At 40.6% G+C, this 14,374-nt stretch carries 19 protein-coding genes; 16 read left to right on the forward strand and 3 right to left on the reverse strand.

Annotated elements, in window-relative coordinates; genetic code table 11:
• Positions 1–221: 221 nt before the first annotated feature.
• A complete protein-coding gene (locus PV783_RS17025) occupies positions 222–350 on the reverse strand; it encodes a hypothetical protein (protein ID WP_420988887.1) in 129 nt (42 codons plus the stop codon).
• An 81-nt stretch (positions 351–431) separates the two neighbouring features.
• Here PV783_RS17025 and PV783_RS17030 point away from each other — a divergent pair, with 81 nt between their 5' ends.
• Entirely contained in the window at positions 432–818 is a 387-nt protein-coding gene (locus PV783_RS17030) for a hypothetical protein (RefSeq protein WP_420988888.1), read from the forward strand.
• Between the two features lie 366 nt (positions 819–1,184).
• Here PV783_RS17030 and PV783_RS17035 read toward each other — a convergent pair whose 3' ends face one another.
• Complete coding sequence (locus tag PV783_RS17035) at positions 1,185–1,622, reverse strand: hypothetical protein (protein ID WP_420988889.1); 438 nt, start codon at positions 1,620–1,622, stop codon at positions 1,185–1,187.
• A gap of 800 nt (positions 1,623–2,422) precedes the next feature.
• Here PV783_RS17035 and PV783_RS17040 point away from each other — a divergent pair.
• Together PV783_RS17040 and PV783_RS17045 are read left to right on the forward strand one after the other, a co-directional pair.
• Complete coding sequence (locus tag PV783_RS17040; RefSeq protein WP_420988890.1) at positions 2,423–2,821, forward strand: HYC_CC_PP family protein; 399 nt, start codon at positions 2,423–2,425, stop codon at positions 2,819–2,821.
• Between the two features lie 130 nt (positions 2,822–2,951).
• Positions 2,952–3,323 (forward strand): heavy-metal-associated domain-containing protein, encoded by a 372-nt coding sequence (locus tag PV783_RS17045; protein ID WP_420988891.1) that lies wholly within the window; start codon positions 2,952–2,954, stop codon positions 3,321–3,323.
• A 240-nt stretch (positions 3,324–3,563) separates the two neighbouring features.
• On the opposite strand, the gene PV783_RS17050 is transcribed toward PV783_RS17045, so the two are convergent.
• Entirely contained in the window at positions 3,564–3,953 is a 390-nt protein-coding gene (locus tag PV783_RS17050) for a hypothetical protein (RefSeq protein WP_420988892.1), read from the reverse strand.
• Between the two features lie 157 nt (positions 3,954–4,110).
• On the opposite strand from PV783_RS17050, the gene PV783_RS17055 reads away from it, so the two are divergent.
• The 13 genes from PV783_RS17055 to PV783_RS17115 all read left to right on the forward strand — a co-directional run bounded on the left by PV783_RS17055 (position 4,111) and on the right by PV783_RS17115 (position 14,368).
• On the forward strand, positions 4,111–4,440 hold the full coding sequence (locus tag PV783_RS17055) for an ArsR/SmtB family transcription factor (RefSeq protein WP_420988893.1): 330 nt from the start codon (positions 4,111–4,113) through the stop codon (positions 4,438–4,440).
• A gap of 27 nt (positions 4,441–4,467) precedes the next feature.
• Positions 4,468–5,334 carry an arsenite methyltransferase gene (locus tag PV783_RS17060; protein ID WP_420988894.1) on the forward strand — a complete coding sequence of 289 codons (867 nt, stop codon included), beginning with the start codon at positions 4,468–4,470 and terminating at the stop codon, positions 5,332–5,334.
• 31 nt (positions 5,335–5,365) lie between these two features.
• Positions 5,366–6,067, forward strand: a complete 702-nt coding sequence (locus PV783_RS17065) for a hypothetical protein (protein ID WP_420988895.1) — start codon at positions 5,366–5,368, stop codon at positions 6,065–6,067.
• Between the two features lie 42 nt (positions 6,068–6,109).
• Complete coding sequence (locus tag PV783_RS17070) at positions 6,110–6,598, forward strand: GNAT family N-acetyltransferase (protein WP_420988896.1); 489 nt, start codon at positions 6,110–6,112, stop codon at positions 6,596–6,598.
• An 18-nt stretch (positions 6,599–6,616) separates the two neighbouring features.
• Positions 6,617–7,702: an ACR3 family arsenite efflux transporter gene (gene arsB / locus PV783_RS17075; protein ID WP_420988897.1), complete on the forward strand. Its 1,086-nt coding sequence runs from the start codon at positions 6,617–6,619 to the stop codon at positions 7,700–7,702.
• Positions 7,703–7,731: 29 nt separating this feature from the next.
• Positions 7,732–8,259: a DUF6428 family protein gene (locus PV783_RS17080; RefSeq protein WP_420988898.1), complete on the forward strand. Its 528-nt coding sequence runs from the start codon at positions 7,732–7,734 to the stop codon at positions 8,257–8,259.
• A gap of 15 nt (positions 8,260–8,274) precedes the next feature.
• Positions 8,275–8,688 (forward strand): arsenate reductase ArsC, encoded by a 414-nt coding sequence (locus tag PV783_RS17085; RefSeq protein ID WP_420988899.1) that lies wholly within the window; start codon positions 8,275–8,277, stop codon positions 8,686–8,688.
• 32 nt (positions 8,689–8,720) lie between these two features.
• Positions 8,721–9,494, forward strand: a complete 774-nt coding sequence (locus PV783_RS17090; protein ID WP_420988900.1) for a metallophosphoesterase family protein — start codon at positions 8,721–8,723, stop codon at positions 9,492–9,494.
• Between the two features lie 54 nt (positions 9,495–9,548).
• Positions 9,549–10,319, forward strand: coding sequence for a metallophosphoesterase family protein (locus tag PV783_RS17095; RefSeq protein ID WP_420988901.1), 771 nt, complete (start codon positions 9,549–9,551; stop codon positions 10,317–10,319).
• An 80-nt stretch (positions 10,320–10,399) separates the two neighbouring features.
• Positions 10,400–10,960 carry an RNA polymerase sigma factor SigZ gene (gene sigZ / locus PV783_RS17100; protein ID WP_420988902.1) on the forward strand — a complete coding sequence of 187 codons (561 nt, stop codon included), beginning with the start codon at positions 10,400–10,402 and terminating at the stop codon, positions 10,958–10,960.
• 72 nt (positions 10,961–11,032) lie between these two features.
• Entirely contained in the window at positions 11,033–11,194 is a 162-nt protein-coding gene (locus tag PV783_RS17105; RefSeq protein ID WP_420988903.1) for a hypothetical protein, read from the forward strand.
• Positions 11,195–11,429: 235 nt separating this feature from the next.
• Complete coding sequence (locus PV783_RS17110) at positions 11,430–12,017, forward strand: helix-turn-helix domain-containing protein (protein WP_420988904.1); 588 nt, start codon at positions 11,430–11,432, stop codon at positions 12,015–12,017.
• A gap of 77 nt (positions 12,018–12,094) precedes the next feature.
• Complete coding sequence (locus tag PV783_RS17115; protein ID WP_420988905.1) at positions 12,095–14,368, forward strand: heavy metal translocating P-type ATPase; 2,274 nt, start codon at positions 12,095–12,097, stop codon at positions 14,366–14,368.
• Positions 14,369–14,374: the final 6 nt, after the last annotated feature.

The following is a 14,374-nucleotide window of genomic DNA, read 5'->3' on the forward strand; positions in this document are numbered from 1 at the left end:
CAAATTTTTTATTTTAATTAACTACAATAAAAAATACCAATCAGATATATTTTTAAATTTGTTGCAAATTGGGCCATAAGAAGGAGGCTTACATAACAATATTTACGCTAAAAATACAATGTACGCTGTGTCAATGTCCGCAATGTTTGTTATACCAATTAATAATTGCTTTATGTACCTGTATTTTATGGAAGAAAGAACCAATGAATTATCCCATTTAATCACCTTACTTCAACTTTCAGCAATAACATAGAGAGGGCTACTTTACTGGATTTGATCATAGGAGTGATACCCAATGGTGTTTTTCTATCATAGTCAATACGGCGTTGCTGCTTCTTAAAAAACAGCATATGAAATTAGCGTCCCCTTCTGAAGTGACGTAACCTGATCTCGAAATGATAAGAGTTGTACATTTTAAAAAAAAAGGGAATATGAAAAGCTTGAAACTTGTTTTTTTATTTTTAGTATTTTTCTGTCTCTCAATTCTGATTGCCTGCAGGAATGACAGGAGTAAGGCTGACTATGAAGAGACAGTGAGGCTAAAGTTGTGTAAGGATCTGTATGTAGAGATGTATACCGTATTTGGGAGCGGTGCATTTGGAGGGGATATTATGGGGGAATATCTCACAGATTCAACCAATTTCAGAATGTTTGTTGGCACATTTGATAACGCACATGAGACTTTTTCCTATAAGTGTGAGGGTGACAGCGTTTTAATATATAAGCGTGTAACGGGTGCAGATGGCAGTACCTGGGTGGTAAAAAGCCTCAGAACGTTTAGTCTTTTGGATTTAAAAAAGAAGAAGAAGTTCGAATAGGGTTGACAGTCTCTTAATGGCTGCTAATTTCAGGATTTGGCGGTGGTAAGTGTGTAGCGGCTGGAGCTAATTGGATAGTAAAGAGGTCGCGGGTATTTTTCCTTTGGGATGACATAGAAATTTTATTGAGGACATCCCAGCCGAACACTTGAAAAGCCATTGGCTGCTAAAAAAAGCGAGGCGTCCGTCCAGATGCTTTGATTTATCAAAATCGCCCACGCGATTTTGTCTAAGATGTCATTTAACGAGATTTTCATTCCTTTAGCCATTGGGACAGCGTCGTGTACCAATGAATAAACACTACATTTTTTATCGAAAGCCAGACAATTACCTTTCTCCAGATCGTAGAACGAATAAAAAGTCCGGTTAGCGCTCAATGTAACCGTTGGTTGCGCCATAATTTTTGATACTACCTTTTTTTAATTCGCGAGCGAACTTTTTGTAGGCAAGCTTAGTAAGTTGAAGCATCGTGACTCTTTCAACATCAGGTCCTATACCTGAATAATGGTTTTTGATGTTGTCTGCGGAAAGTATACCTTCTTTTAATTCCAGTTCCTGGAAGATCGCCGTTAGTTTGGATTTTACCTTCTCCAGGTGTGTGGCAAACTCTCTTAGTTCTTTTGTTCTGAGGTGTGGCCATCCTTTTCCTTCATCCCAATCTTCGGGAGGAAAACTTCCCTTAATAGTGAGTTCTCTTTCGGGAGAATTGTTACAGGCAATTCTGGCAAATACAGAATAAGCTTTTCGTTTGTTTTTGTTTTGGCGAATGGCGTAACGGACGCCAAATGTGTTTTCACTTCTCATGTTGTTATCTCATTAAATGAACAATAATTACTCACTGGTTCATGTCCTCGCAGTTCAAAAAAATGAGTAGAAACAAAGCCCTGCATATCAATTGGAATAAACTGATATGCTATGTAATTAAATGATATACAATTAAATACATATGACGTGTAATCTACGTTGAGTAGGAGAAGTTACTCACTGACCTACTCACCGGATTACTCGGCTGATACATTGAAATTCGATGAAACAAATTGATACGTGCGGAAAATAAAAAAGCTCGCAGATTCAATATCTGCGAGCTTCTTAGGCTTAGACTGTAACAAAGCATTACAAGTCATTTAGCCATTTTGTCGGGACGACTAGACGACGCCCTGATATCGCAATATATTGAATTTCAACATGTTGAAAAAAGACCTTTGGATCTACTCACGGTATTGCACTTGCGATCACGAAGAGTATCTATCGCAAGATATAATTTGTGCCAATTAATTCCAAAATGTAGTATTGTACTAGAAAGTCATGGGCTTCAGCCAGATCAGGAATTCCAATATACTAAATATGAATTATTTATAAATAATGTCTGTCAAATTTGAGTCGTATTTCGTCTGGACTAACCAGTTTCACACATTTCCTAACGCTTCCTTCCTATCAATACGAAAAAATATGCAATTTTCATTTACTTAAAAAGTAATTCCTTTTCCTGTCCTATTCTATTATTAATATCCCGCACAGAGACAATTATCACGTAAACTACACCAAATTGTATAAAGGTTTTTCATAATTATATAAAACGGCATTTAAAAATATCTATTACCTTCATGTTTAGAATGAAAAAGATTTTTGCCATATTACTCCTGATTATTTATACTACAGCCAGTGCTGGCTTCAGTATAAAGCAGTTTTATTGCTGTGGTAAGCTAAAATCGGTGTCATTCACTTTTAGCCAGGGCACAAAGGAAAAATGCAGTAAAGGCAATGAGAAAGATGGATGCTGCCAAAACAAATACCATACTTTAAAGGTAAAAGATAATCATATTGCAGCAGATGATTTTGCCAGACCAGCACAGCATTTTGCGGACTTACATATATCCGCGCCCTTCTATCAAAGTCCTGATTTTATTGTATTAAAACAAATAAATACCGCCAACCCAGGTAATGCGCCCCCGTTACATTATGGCGTTCCGGTTTATATTTTCAACTGCACCTACAGAATCTGATTATGCTTTCTCCAGGCATTTTTACAGGCGCTATTTCATAGCCGTCACATTATCTTACTATTATTCTTTCTGAATTGAGTAGTGCGCTAAAACGGTACCAACCTGCTATACACATTTAAAATTTACAAAAATGAAAACAATACAATTATTGTTTGCAATGCTTTTTGCATTTGCGACAATTCAAACCGCCAATGCCCAAAGTGGCAAAGAATCTATTATGAGCCATTCAAAAACACAAACTGTAAAAGTATATGGTGAATGCGGTATGTGCAAAAGCCGCATTGAAAGAACAGCCAGAAGTATAGATGGTGTCAAATCGGTATCCTGGGATCAGGATACTAAAATACTCACGCTGGAATACAGCATTTTTAAGAAATCCGTACCAGATGATCTTCAGCGGAGATTAGCCGCCAACGGACATGATACTGAAAAATATAAAGCGGATGATATAGCCTATCAAAAACTACCTGATTGCTGCCACTATCAAAGAAAGCAGTTATAATATTGAAATGTAAATCCTGTCGGGACTGCCTCCGACAGGGTTTACATTTTAAACAGTATTATTTCATTCTCAGAAAATTGAACAAAATGGAACATTTTAGCATTCGATTGCGAGCAGCTCTATGCACCCGGAATAGGTAATTGATAAACCGGATGATTGCTCTAAATATAGAATAAAACTTTTAGCAAAAAGACTAATACCTGATTATCAAAAAATGACAGTATAACTATCACCGATTTATTAAAAAACAAAAAGCAAAATAATGAAAAAGTTTATCATTGTCACTGTAATTGCAGTAATTGCAATAGGATTTACAGCCTGTTCAGGCGGAACAACCAAAGAAGAAAAGAAGGATACAACTTCTTTATCTCCTATGCGGGAGGCTTCCATGATATACTGAGAAGGTGTTTGCGAAATAAAACTCTTAAAAGATGTTGAAAACCTACGTTCAGTACAAAAGCAGTAAGTAATTTCCGCCCCGTTGTCAGTAATATAGTAAGAGCGGAGAATACCTGAAACGATGAACGCTGCTTTCCGTGTAATCTCCTGATGGTGAATGAAGACATCCCCTTTCTTAAGTGTTTTAGCATGGAAAAAAGCCATGCTTTGCATAAATTCGGCCCTATTCACAGGTGCCAGATTCTTTAAAAACTAGTAGAAAACTTCCGAACTCGCCTCCATATTGACTTTACAGTACATCATGTGAGTTTTATATTAAGACAATGAACTTTTCTTTGCAAATTTAGAAAGTAATCGTAATATTGCGATGTGCTAATGATATAATTTTATGGGAGCTACAAAATCAGACTTATTTACTAAACAGCAGAACGACATAGCCAATATGGCTAAGGCGCTGGCGCATCCGGCCCGGATAGCTATTTTACAGTATCTCGTTAAAAAGAACGCCTGTGTATGCGGTGATCTTGTGGACGAGCTTGGTTTGGCACAGGCAACTACTTCTCAGCATTTGAAAGAGTTGAAAACGGCTGGTCTTATTCAAGGAACTATTGAAGGAGCCAGCGTATGTTACTGCATCAACCCGAAAACCTGGAATCAGTATCATAAAATACTTGGAGCATTCTTCGCAGAAGCGGCTGAAGTAAAATCCTGCTGTTAAAAAAATTTGCTTAAATATATCGCAATATTGCAATTATACAATGAATTTTATACTATGGCTACCGATGAACAAATGAAGGAAATCGTAAGACAGAAATACAGTGAAATTGCATTACAGGACAAAGCTACCAACGAATCTTCCTGCTGCGGCTCCGGCTGCTGCTCAACAGAAGTATATCATATCATGAGTGACGATTATACCTCTCTCGATGGTTATAATCCCGATGCAGACCTCGGACTGGGCTGTGGTCTTCCTACCCAGTTTGCAAAAATCAAGAAGGGTGATACTGTGATAGATCTTGGTTCCGGTGCTGGTAATGATTGTTTTATTGCCCGTCAGGAAACTGGTGAAAGCGGTAAAGTAATCGGAATAGACTTTACACCTGCGATGCTGGAAAAAGCCAGAGCGAATGCGGATAAGTTGGGTTTTAATAACGTTGAATTCCGCCAAGGTGATATTGAAAAAATGCCTGTAACCGCCAATGTTGCAGATGTGGTTGTAAGTAATTGTGTGCTGAACCTCGTTCCCAATAAGGATGGCGTTATTAAAGAAATATTCCGGGTGTTGAAACCTGGTGGTCATTTCAGTATTTCAGATGTCGTGTTACAAGGCACTTTACCGGAAAGTATCCGTGGAGCTGCTGAAATGTATGTAGGCTGTGTATCTGGTGCAATACAAAAACAAGGCTATCTGGAATTGATAGAAACAAATGGCTTCCAGAATATTACAATCCAAAAAGAAAAAGTCATAAACATTCCCAACGATCTGCTGTCCAACTACATGAGCAAAGAGGAGATCGATGCTTTCAGGGCCGGAGATACAGGTATCTACAGTATAACAGTTTATGCTGAAAAACCGGCTGATGCAGCCTGTTGCGCTCCAGGCTGTTGCTAAACAATTTACCCTGTGAAATAAAAAAACTTTTATGAAAAAGTTCTTGTATTCTCTTATTGTTTTATTGTTTGCTGTAATTGCTTTTAGCTTTACGCCAGCAGCGCCAGGTCAGCCAAAGATGTATCCGGCTATCGAAAAGTACTTTTCTTCTGTTAGCAATGTATCTATACCGGAAAAGCATAATCTGGCTATCAAGCACCTGGAATCTGTAATCACCAGCAGTTTGGGAGATAAAGATGTTTCAATAATGTTCACCTGTCCAGATAATTCTTTCAGAAGTCAGGCAGCGCAGATATTGCTGCAAAGTTTGATTACTGCAAACGGTATCAAAAGAGTGAATGTTATTTCCGCTGGAAATACTACTGGTCAGATTGATCCCCGATTGATTAAACTACTTACAGCAGCTGGTTATAAGGTGGTATCTCTTCCAACGATAGCGGCCAATGCTCCAAGCGGAAGTACTGGCTATTCGGTATCATTTGGTGATAAATTCACTCCACTTGTTGTTTACGCTAAAAGCGCGACTGATGCAGGAGTTGAAAAGACAGGTTTCTATTTATTCAAAACCTGCGACCAACAGGAAAATGGCTGCAGTGACTTAACCGGTGCCCTCCATAAGGATCAGCTGGAATACAGCAATCCGGCTACCATTACGGAAGACAAGGCTTTGCAGGAAGAGTTTAATACGATAGCAAAGGAAATGTCATACATAGTTACTGAGTGCCTAAAATAATTATCTTGTAGTTATATTTTAACACTCAAAATGGTGATTTACATGACTATCCTTCCAATGACATCAGCACATGGCCCAGAGGTATTATCTATTTATGAAGCAGGTATTTTCACCGGTAATGCTACATTTCAAACTACCGCTCCTTCATGGGAAGAATGGGACCAGTCACATTTAAAAAGTTGCCGTCTGGTGGCAGTTGAAGATAATAAGGTTCTTGGATGGGCAGCATTAACGCCGGTTTCCGGTAGGTGTGTGTACGCTGGCGTTGCTGAAGTAAGTGTTTATGTAGCGCCGGATGCACAAGGCAAAGGAATAGGGAAAGCGTTGTTACGGACACTAATTACTGAAAGTGAAGAAAACAAGCTCTGGACCTTACAGGCCGGCATATTTCCTGAAAATACCGGTAGCATTAAAATACATGAAGCCTGCGGATTCCGCCTGGTAGGAAGACGGGAGCGAATCGGCAAAATGGGTGATACCTGGCGAGACACCGTTTTACTTGAAAGAAGAAGCACAATAATTGGCATTTAATAATATACTGATAAAACCATGCAAAACTGCAATCCTGCTCAACGTAAGAAATTGAGCTTTTTAGATCGTTACCTGACATTATGGATATTCCTGGCTATGGCTATTGGCGTAAGCATTGGATACTTTTTTCCATCTTCTTCAGGGTTTATAAACTCCTTCTCTACCGGTACAACAAACATACCGCTGGCGATAGGTTTGATCTTAATGATGTACCCACCACTTGCGAAAGTTAAGTATGATAAGATGGGGGAAGTTTTCCGCAACACCAAAGTACTATCGTTATCACTCTTACTGAATTGGGTGATTGGCCCGATCCTGATGTTCGGTTTAGCAGTGCTGTTTCTGCATGGATATCCCGAATATATGACCGGCCTGATTCTTATTGGTCTTGCGAGATGTATTGCAATGGTAATCGTATGGAACGAGCTGGCTGATGGTAGCCGTGAATATGCAGCCGGACTTGTAGCACTCAACAGTATTTTCCAGGTGTTACTTTATAGCGTGTATGCTTACGTTTTCATCACATGGCTTCCTACGGTATTCGGCATGAAAGGTATAACAGTGGAAGTGTCCATTGGAGAAATCGCTAAAAGCGTTGGTATCTATCTTGGTATTCCGTTCGCTGCCGGTGTGATCAGCAGATACAGCCTGATTGCAATAAAAGGTGAAGAATGGTTTCAGGAGAAGTTTATTCCGTTTATTTCCCCCATTACCCTGATTGCATTACTGTTTACCATTATCGTAATGTTCAGTCTCAAAGGTGAGCTGATCGTACAGATCCCGATGGACGTAGTAAGGATTGCTATACCATTGATGGTTTACTTTGCGATCATGTTCCTGGTAAGCTTTATTTTAGGCAAAGCTGCCGGAGCAGATTATTCCAAAAACGCTTCCATTGCATTTACAGCTGCAGGTAACAACTTTGAACTGGCGATAGCAGTAGCCATCGGCGTATTCGGTATCAATTCCGGACAAGCCTTTGTAGGCGTTATTGGACCACTAGTGGAAGTACCTGCGCTGATTGCTTTGGTAAATGTGGCCTTCTGGCTCCGTAAACGCTGGTATGGTAATGCAGAGGCTCCCGCAAGTACAGTCAAAGCATAATTTTTCAAAAAAACTTAAATTATTATACAATGAGTAATTCAAAAATGACCTGGCAGGCTTTTAAAGATCAGCTGCAACAACATCCAGAACAAATTTTGCAGTTTCAATATGCAGCGGACAAACTGGTAGCCCCTTCTTATCATATTACCGAAATCAAACAAGCGCCTATCACCTCTGTTGATTGTGGTGGTAAAGTAAACGCATGGACTGAAATAATCGTTCAGTTATGGGAGCCGGAAGAAGAACAAACCGACCGGGCAATGTCTGTAAACAAAGCACTGAAAATAGTAAACCTGGTGGAGAGTAATATTGACTTGAATCCCAAGGCTACAGTGAAGATCGAATTTGGTAATTCTGAATTTGATACCCGCCAAATGTATCCTAATGAGTTTCTATTAGAAGGAGAAAATCTTGTCATTAATCTGCAGCCGGATGCTACTCAATGTAAAGCTACGGATCGCGGTATGACCTGTGGAACACCTAAAACTAAAACACTGGAAATACCGGTGGCTATGGAAGCGGGTCAGTCCTGCACTCCAGGAGGCGGTTGCTGCTAATTATAAAATCAACACATGAAGAAAGTATTAGTGCTTTGCACCGGCAACAGCTGCCGTAGTCAGATAGCAGAAGGTTACCTGAGATATTTTGCAGGTGATAAAGCAGCAGTTTACAGCGCTGGCGTTGAAACACATGGCGTGAATCCCCGGGCTATAGCCACAATGGCAGAAGATGGTATTGATATTTCAAAACACACTTCCAATAATATTAATGAATATCAGGGAATTGATTTTGACTATGTAATTACCGTATGCGATAATGCAAAGGAAAGATGTCCATTTTTCCCGACGTCTGCCAGAAAGTTGCATGAAAATTTTCCGGACCCTGCAAAAGCAACCGGTAGTGAGGATGAGATAATGTCTGAGTTCAGAAGCGTAAGACAGACAATCAGGGATTATACAAAGGATTTTGTTGAACAATATCTATAAAATTATCTTATCCAATCTTCAATATTATATTTATGAAAATAGCTTTGTTCAGCGACATTCATGCAAATTTACCGGCCCTGGAAGCGTTCTTTAAGGATGTAGACCCCAAAAAGCCTGATGCTATATACTGCCTGGGTGACTTTGTGGGATATAACATATGGCCCAATGAGGTGATCAACGAAATCAGAAAACGTGGTATTCCAGCAATAGCCGGCAACTATGATTTTGGTATCGGCAGAACGAGCGACGACTGTGGTTGTGCTTATAAAACTGACACGGAAAAGGCTAATGGAAGTGTTTCTATATCTTATACCAATCAGGTTGTCACAGAAGACGAGCGCAAATATCTACGTACATTACCGGCTCACATCAAAGTGGAATTTCAGCTAAACAATGATAAGTTGAACTTGTTGCTGGTCCACGGTAGTCCGCGTAAGATCAATGAGTATTTATTTGAAGACAGGGAAGAAAAAAGTATGATGAGGATCATGGTGGATGCAGATGCAGATATCATGTGTTTTGGACATACACATAAGCCGTATCACCGGATATTACCCTCCGTGCCGGATGAAAACCCACACTACAGACACGCCATTAACATAGGTTCCGTAGGTAAGCCTAAAGACGGCGATCCGCGTGGAGGCTATGTAATGCTGCATATTAATGACAATAGCAGCATTCATGACAAAGACAGCATACAGGTGGAATTCATCCGCTTTGAGTATGATGTGGAGAAGGCAGCTAAAGCGGTAGAGGACAGTCCTCTGCCTGATGCTTATGCAGAAAGCCTGAGAACTGGTATCTGAGTCTCTTCATTGATAATTTATTTAAAATCATGCGGCTGATACTTCATTAGCCGCATGAAATACTTTCTTACTGCTATCGATCAAATGAAAATTGCATTATTTAGCGACATTCACGCCAACCTACCGGCTTTACAGTCTTTTTTTGAAGATGTATCAAAACACAATCCAGATGCTATTTATTGCCTGGGTGACCTGGTGGGATACAATATCTGGCCTAACGAAGTAATTCAGGAGATCCGTCAACGGGGCATTGCGACTATTGCGGGAAATCATGATGCAAAGGTAAAGGGGGTACAACCTGCAGAATCATCAAAAGCAGGCAAGGGATATGCTTATGATATTATAGACAATGATAATCGGGTTTATCTTCAAACATTGCCAGCGCATTTACGGATATCCTTTCAATTAAATAGTGATATTCTCACTATGCTGCTGGTACACGGTAGTCCGAGAAGCATTGATGAATACCTACTGGAAGACATGGAAGAAGCAGCACTGCTGAATACGTTTTTGGAGGCTCGTACAGATATTTTATGTTTTGGTCATTCTCATAAGCCATATCACAGGATCGTGCCGGCTAACGGAGAGGAACAGCCCCGGTTCCTTCATGCCATCAATACTGGTTCTATAGGAAAGCCCAAAGATGGTAACCCACAGGGCGGTTATGTACTTTTGCACATTAAGGATAACAGTAGTACATTAGATAAAGACAGCATTCAGGTGGAGTTTGTCAGATTTGATTATGACATTGAAAAAGCAGCCCAGGCAGTCGAAAATAGCCCGCTTCCTGATGACTTCGCGGATATGCTTAGAAAGGCATACTAATTACAATTATATTCATTGGATGGAGTAAGGAATTACCGATAATGCCATCTAATTATATAAAGTGATTTAATCCTGTAATTATGCAACCCTCCCATATCTTAATTTGGAATGAGTTTAATACTGAATTGAAGAAGTTCATTTGCCAAAAGGTGAAAAACGGCGATCATTGTAATGATATTTTGCAGGATGTCTACCTTAAAATGTTTATCAACATGGGAAAGGTAGAAAAAGCTCAAAATATTCGGGCATACCTATACCAGGTGGCAAATAACGCAGTTACAGATTACTATCGCCGGGTTTGCAAAGTTGTATCTTATGAAGAAGAACCTGTGTCGGACCGGGAAGGTGAAGTTACTGTTATAAATAACGAATACCGGTTGGCAGATTGTCTCCGGCCAATGATTGAATCTTTACCTCAAATTTACAGAGAGGCGCTTATTCTTACTGAATTGGAGGGGCTAACCCAGAAGCAGTTTGCCGAAAAAATGGGAATTTCTTTGTCAGGTGCTAAGTCAAGGGTGCAAAGAGCCAGAGAGAAGCTAAAAGAGGAAATTATCAACTGCTGTGAATACGAATTTGATAAATATGGTAACATCGTTGCCTGTTGCAAAAATTCACCTCCGGGTAAAAAATATTGTTGAGAATCCTGCGTCCTTTTCTTTCTTTTCTCGTCTTACTCTGGATAATATATTATTAAATTTAAACTTATCCAGATGAAACGTTTAGTATTCGCAAGCCTTTGCGCGTTAAGCCTGACTGCTGCTATGGCAGGAGGTGTTGAAAAGAAAGCTAAAACAAAGAAACCAGCTGCTCAAAAGGAACAGTGTTGCGAAAAGAAAAGCAATTGCTGCCCTAATCAACATTGCTGTAATTAATTTAATGGCTATAGTTCCTTCCCTGGGGGCTATAGCCATTTTCCTTTCTGGACATTAATGCTCTAATGCAACTTACAAGCCTTTATGGTCTCCCGTTCGGCCAGAGCAATGAGAATCAGCGTAAACCATTGGATAAAATCTGATGCTGATAATTATGTAAAATTTTAACATAATTGTATAACGGAATCTCCTTTAGCTTATCAGACTTTTGCATAAGTTCAAATAATTGGGCCTTATGCTGAGTAATTATAAGATTTTTATAAAAGGAATGGTTTGCGATAGATGTATCCTAACCATCAGAGAAGTGTTCCGGGAGCTTAACATTCCGGTTGTGAACATCAATCTAGGGGAAGTTACTACAGTGTCCGCCTTGTCGGCCCCGGATATTGCAATACTTAGTAAAAGATTGTCAGTGCTGGGATTCACGCTACTGGAAGACAAAAAGACCAGACTTATACGCGATATAAAATCGTTGATTGAGCAGGTTTATTCAGGAAATTATGATTTTCCTGATAATTTCCGTTTCTCCGATCTGGTAGTAAGTACGCTGAATAAGGACTATAATACTGCGAGCAGTATTTTTTCAGAATCTGAAGATGTGACCCTGGAAAAGTACATCATGGAATACCGGATTGAGAAAACCAAGGAGCTGCTGGTTTACACCAACTATACCCTGGCAGATATTGCGTATAAACTTGGATTTAGCAGTACAGCTCATCTGTCACGCCAGTTCAAATCTACAACAGGGTTAAATCCATCTTATTTTAAGGAAATTCGGAAAACCAAACTATCCCTTTCACACGGTGAAGATCCGCAGCCTTAAAATTATATACAATTCATAGGTAATAGTATAACATCCCTCCCTTAAACCTGATGTAGCTTTGTGAAAAATCAGGAAATATGTCAACAGCTATATCAGCACAGCAGGAAACAACTGCCGTTAAAAAGAAAAAAGCAGAAAGTTTAAAGGAAACCTTTCCGGTACTGGAAATGACATGTGCGGCTTGTGCTATCAGCGTGGAATCGATGTTAAAATCGGTTCCCGGCGTGGAAGATGCCGGAGTTAATTTTGCCAATCAAACTGCCTGGGTACAATATAATCATGCTACGGTAACCCCTGAAATGCTCCAAAGCAGTGTCCGTTCTGTTGGTTATGACCTGGTGATCGACAAAGAAAATCAGGATGAAGTAAAGGAAGAAGCTCAGCAGCGGCACTACCGGGAAGTGAAACAACGCACTATTTGGGCATCTGTATTATCATTGCCTATTGTTGTCATTGGTATGTTTTTCATGAATATGCCATACGGTAACTGGATTATGATGCTCCTGGCTACTCCCGTAGTGTTCTTCCTTGGCCGAAACTTCTTCATCAATGCCTGGAAGCAGGCAAAACATCGCAAGGCCAATATGGACACCCTGGTAGCGCTTAGTACAGGAATTGCCTGGTTGTTCAGTGCTTTTAATACCATCTATCCTGAGTTCTGGCATCAGCGCGGATTGCATGCGCACGTTTATTTTGAGGCAGCCGCAGTAGTGATTGCATTCATCTCATTAGGTAAACTGTTGGAAGAAAAAGCTAAATCCAATACATCCTCCGCTATTAAAAAGCTCATTGGTCTTCAGCCGAAAACCGTGCTCCTGGTAGACGAATCCGGAAACACCCAGGAAATTCCCATCTCCCAGGTTAAAGTTCAGGATCTGCTGCTGGTAAAACCAGGAGAAAAAATTCCCGTAGATGGAACTGTTGCAGACGGAACTTCTTACGTAGATGAAAGTATGATCACAGGTGAACCCCTCGCCATCGCTAAAAATACCGGAGATGCTGTTTTTGCAGGTACCATTAACCAGAAAGGCAGTTTCCGGTTCAGAGCCGAAAAAGTAGGTGCCAATACACTCCTGGCCCAGATTATCAAAATGGTGCAGGAAGCACAGGGCAGTAAAGCACCGGTGCAGAAACTGGTAGATAAGATTGCCGGTATCTTCGTACCAGTGGTGATTGGTATTGCGATCCTGACCTTTCTTTCCTGGATCGTATTGGGAGGTGATAATGCCTTTACGCATGCACTGCTTACTTCGGTGACCGTCCTAGTGATCGCGTGTCCTTGTGCCCTCGGACTGGCAACCCCTACTGCCATCATGGTAGGTGTAGGTAAAGGCGCCGAAAATAATATTCTTATTAAAGACGCCGAAAGCCTGGAACTGGCCCATAAAGTGAATGCCATCATTCTGGACAAAACAGGCACTATCACAGAAGGTAAACCAGTGGTGACCGATATGGTTTGGCATACGCAAACCGGCAGCCCGGCAATACTTGAATCAGTATTGTATTCTTTGGAGCAGCAATCTGAACATCCGCTGGCCGAAGCGGTGGTTACTTACCTCAAGGATGGCGGCGCCGGTGCCGTAAAACTGACCCGCTTTGAGAGCCTTACTGGTCAAGGAATAAGAGGGTATTATGACCAGGATATGTACCTGGTTGGTAACCGGAAATTAATGGATACAAACAATATCATTATTGATCCACAACTGGCCGCACAGGCAACAAGCCTGCAGGAAGAGGCTAAGACGGTTATTTATTTTGCATCATCACTGCAGCTGCTGGCAGTAATTGCCATTGCAGATAAGATAAAAGAAACCTCCAGCGAAGCCATCGCAGCACTACAGAAAGATGGCATCGAAGTGTACATGCTTACCGGTGATAATGCGCATACAGCTGCTGCTGTAGCCCAAAAAGTAGGCTTAAAACAATATAAAGCCGAAGTGCTGCCATCGCATAAAGCGGAATTTGTAAAAGAACTACAGCAGGCAGGTAAAATAGTGGCAATGGTGGGAGACGGCATTAATGATTCACAGGCGCTGGCCCAGGCAGATGTTAGCATTGCAATGGGCAAAGGTTCTGATATTGCGATGGATGTTGCTAAAATGACCCTGATCACCTCTGATCTGAACAGTATTCCCAAAGCATTGAAACTTTCCAGGAAAACTGTCAGTACCATTAAACAGAATCTCTTCTGGGCATTCATCTACAATATCATCGGTATCCCCATCGCTGCAGGTATTTTATTTCCAATCAATGGATTTTTGCTAGATCCAATGATCGCGGGCGCCGCTATGGCTCTCAGTTCTGTCAGCGTTGTCAGTAACAGTTTGCGACTAAAAGCAGCAAAGTTATAAGGAAAC

It is taken from the genome of Chitinophaga sp. CC14 (assembly GCF_048957795.1).
GTDB lineage: Bacteria > Bacteroidota > Bacteroidia > Chitinophagales > Chitinophagaceae > Chitinophaga > Chitinophaga ginsengisegetis.

What these genes read in the sequence shown, in the direction of transcription:
- PV783_RS17025 (WP_420988887.1), bottom strand. Translation starts at nt 350, where the DNA reads ATGCTGTTTTTTAAGAAGCAGCAACGCCGTATTGACTATGATAGAAAA.
- PV783_RS17070 (WP_420988896.1), top strand. Translation starts at nt 6,110, where the DNA reads ATGACTATCCTTCCAATGACATCAGCACATGGCCCAGAGGTATTATCT.
- PV783_RS17065 (WP_420988895.1), top strand. Translation starts at nt 5,366, where the DNA reads ATGAAAAAGTTCTTGTATTCTCTTATTGTTTTATTGTTTGCTGTAATT.
- PV783_RS17055 (WP_420988893.1), top strand. Translation starts at nt 4,111, where the DNA reads ATGGGAGCTACAAAATCAGACTTATTTACTAAACAGCAGAACGACATA.
- PV783_RS17105 (WP_420988903.1), top strand. Translation starts at nt 11,033, where the DNA reads ATGAAACGTTTAGTATTCGCAAGCCTTTGCGCGTTAAGCCTGACTGCT.
- PV783_RS17080 (WP_420988898.1), top strand. Translation starts at nt 7,732, where the DNA reads ATGAGTAATTCAAAAATGACCTGGCAGGCTTTTAAAGATCAGCTGCAA.
- PV783_RS17045 (WP_420988891.1), top strand. Translation starts at nt 2,952, where the DNA reads ATGAAAACAATACAATTATTGTTTGCAATGCTTTTTGCATTTGCGACA.
- PV783_RS17110 (WP_420988904.1), top strand. Translation starts at nt 11,430, where the DNA reads ATGCTGAGTAATTATAAGATTTTTATAAAAGGAATGGTTTGCGATAGA.
- PV783_RS17035 (WP_420988889.1), bottom strand. Translation starts at nt 1,622, where the DNA reads ATGAGAAGTGAAAACACATTTGGCGTCCGTTACGCCATTCGCCAAAAC.
- PV783_RS17090 (WP_420988900.1), top strand. Translation starts at nt 8,721, where the DNA reads ATGAAAATAGCTTTGTTCAGCGACATTCATGCAAATTTACCGGCCCTG.
- PV783_RS17085 (WP_420988899.1), top strand. Translation starts at nt 8,275, where the DNA reads ATGAAGAAAGTATTAGTGCTTTGCACCGGCAACAGCTGCCGTAGTCAG.
- PV783_RS17030 (WP_420988888.1), top strand. Translation starts at nt 432, where the DNA reads ATGAAAAGCTTGAAACTTGTTTTTTTATTTTTAGTATTTTTCTGTCTC.
- sigZ (WP_420988902.1), top strand. Translation starts at nt 10,400, where the DNA reads ATGCAACCCTCCCATATCTTAATTTGGAATGAGTTTAATACTGAATTG.
- PV783_RS17095 (WP_420988901.1), top strand. Translation starts at nt 9,549, where the DNA reads ATGAAATACTTTCTTACTGCTATCGATCAAATGAAAATTGCATTATTT.
- arsB (WP_420988897.1), top strand. Translation starts at nt 6,617, where the DNA reads ATGCAAAACTGCAATCCTGCTCAACGTAAGAAATTGAGCTTTTTAGAT.
- PV783_RS17040 (WP_420988890.1), top strand. Translation starts at nt 2,423, where the DNA reads ATGTTTAGAATGAAAAAGATTTTTGCCATATTACTCCTGATTATTTAT.
- PV783_RS17115 (WP_420988905.1), top strand. Translation starts at nt 12,095, where the DNA reads ATGTCAACAGCTATATCAGCACAGCAGGAAACAACTGCCGTTAAAAAG.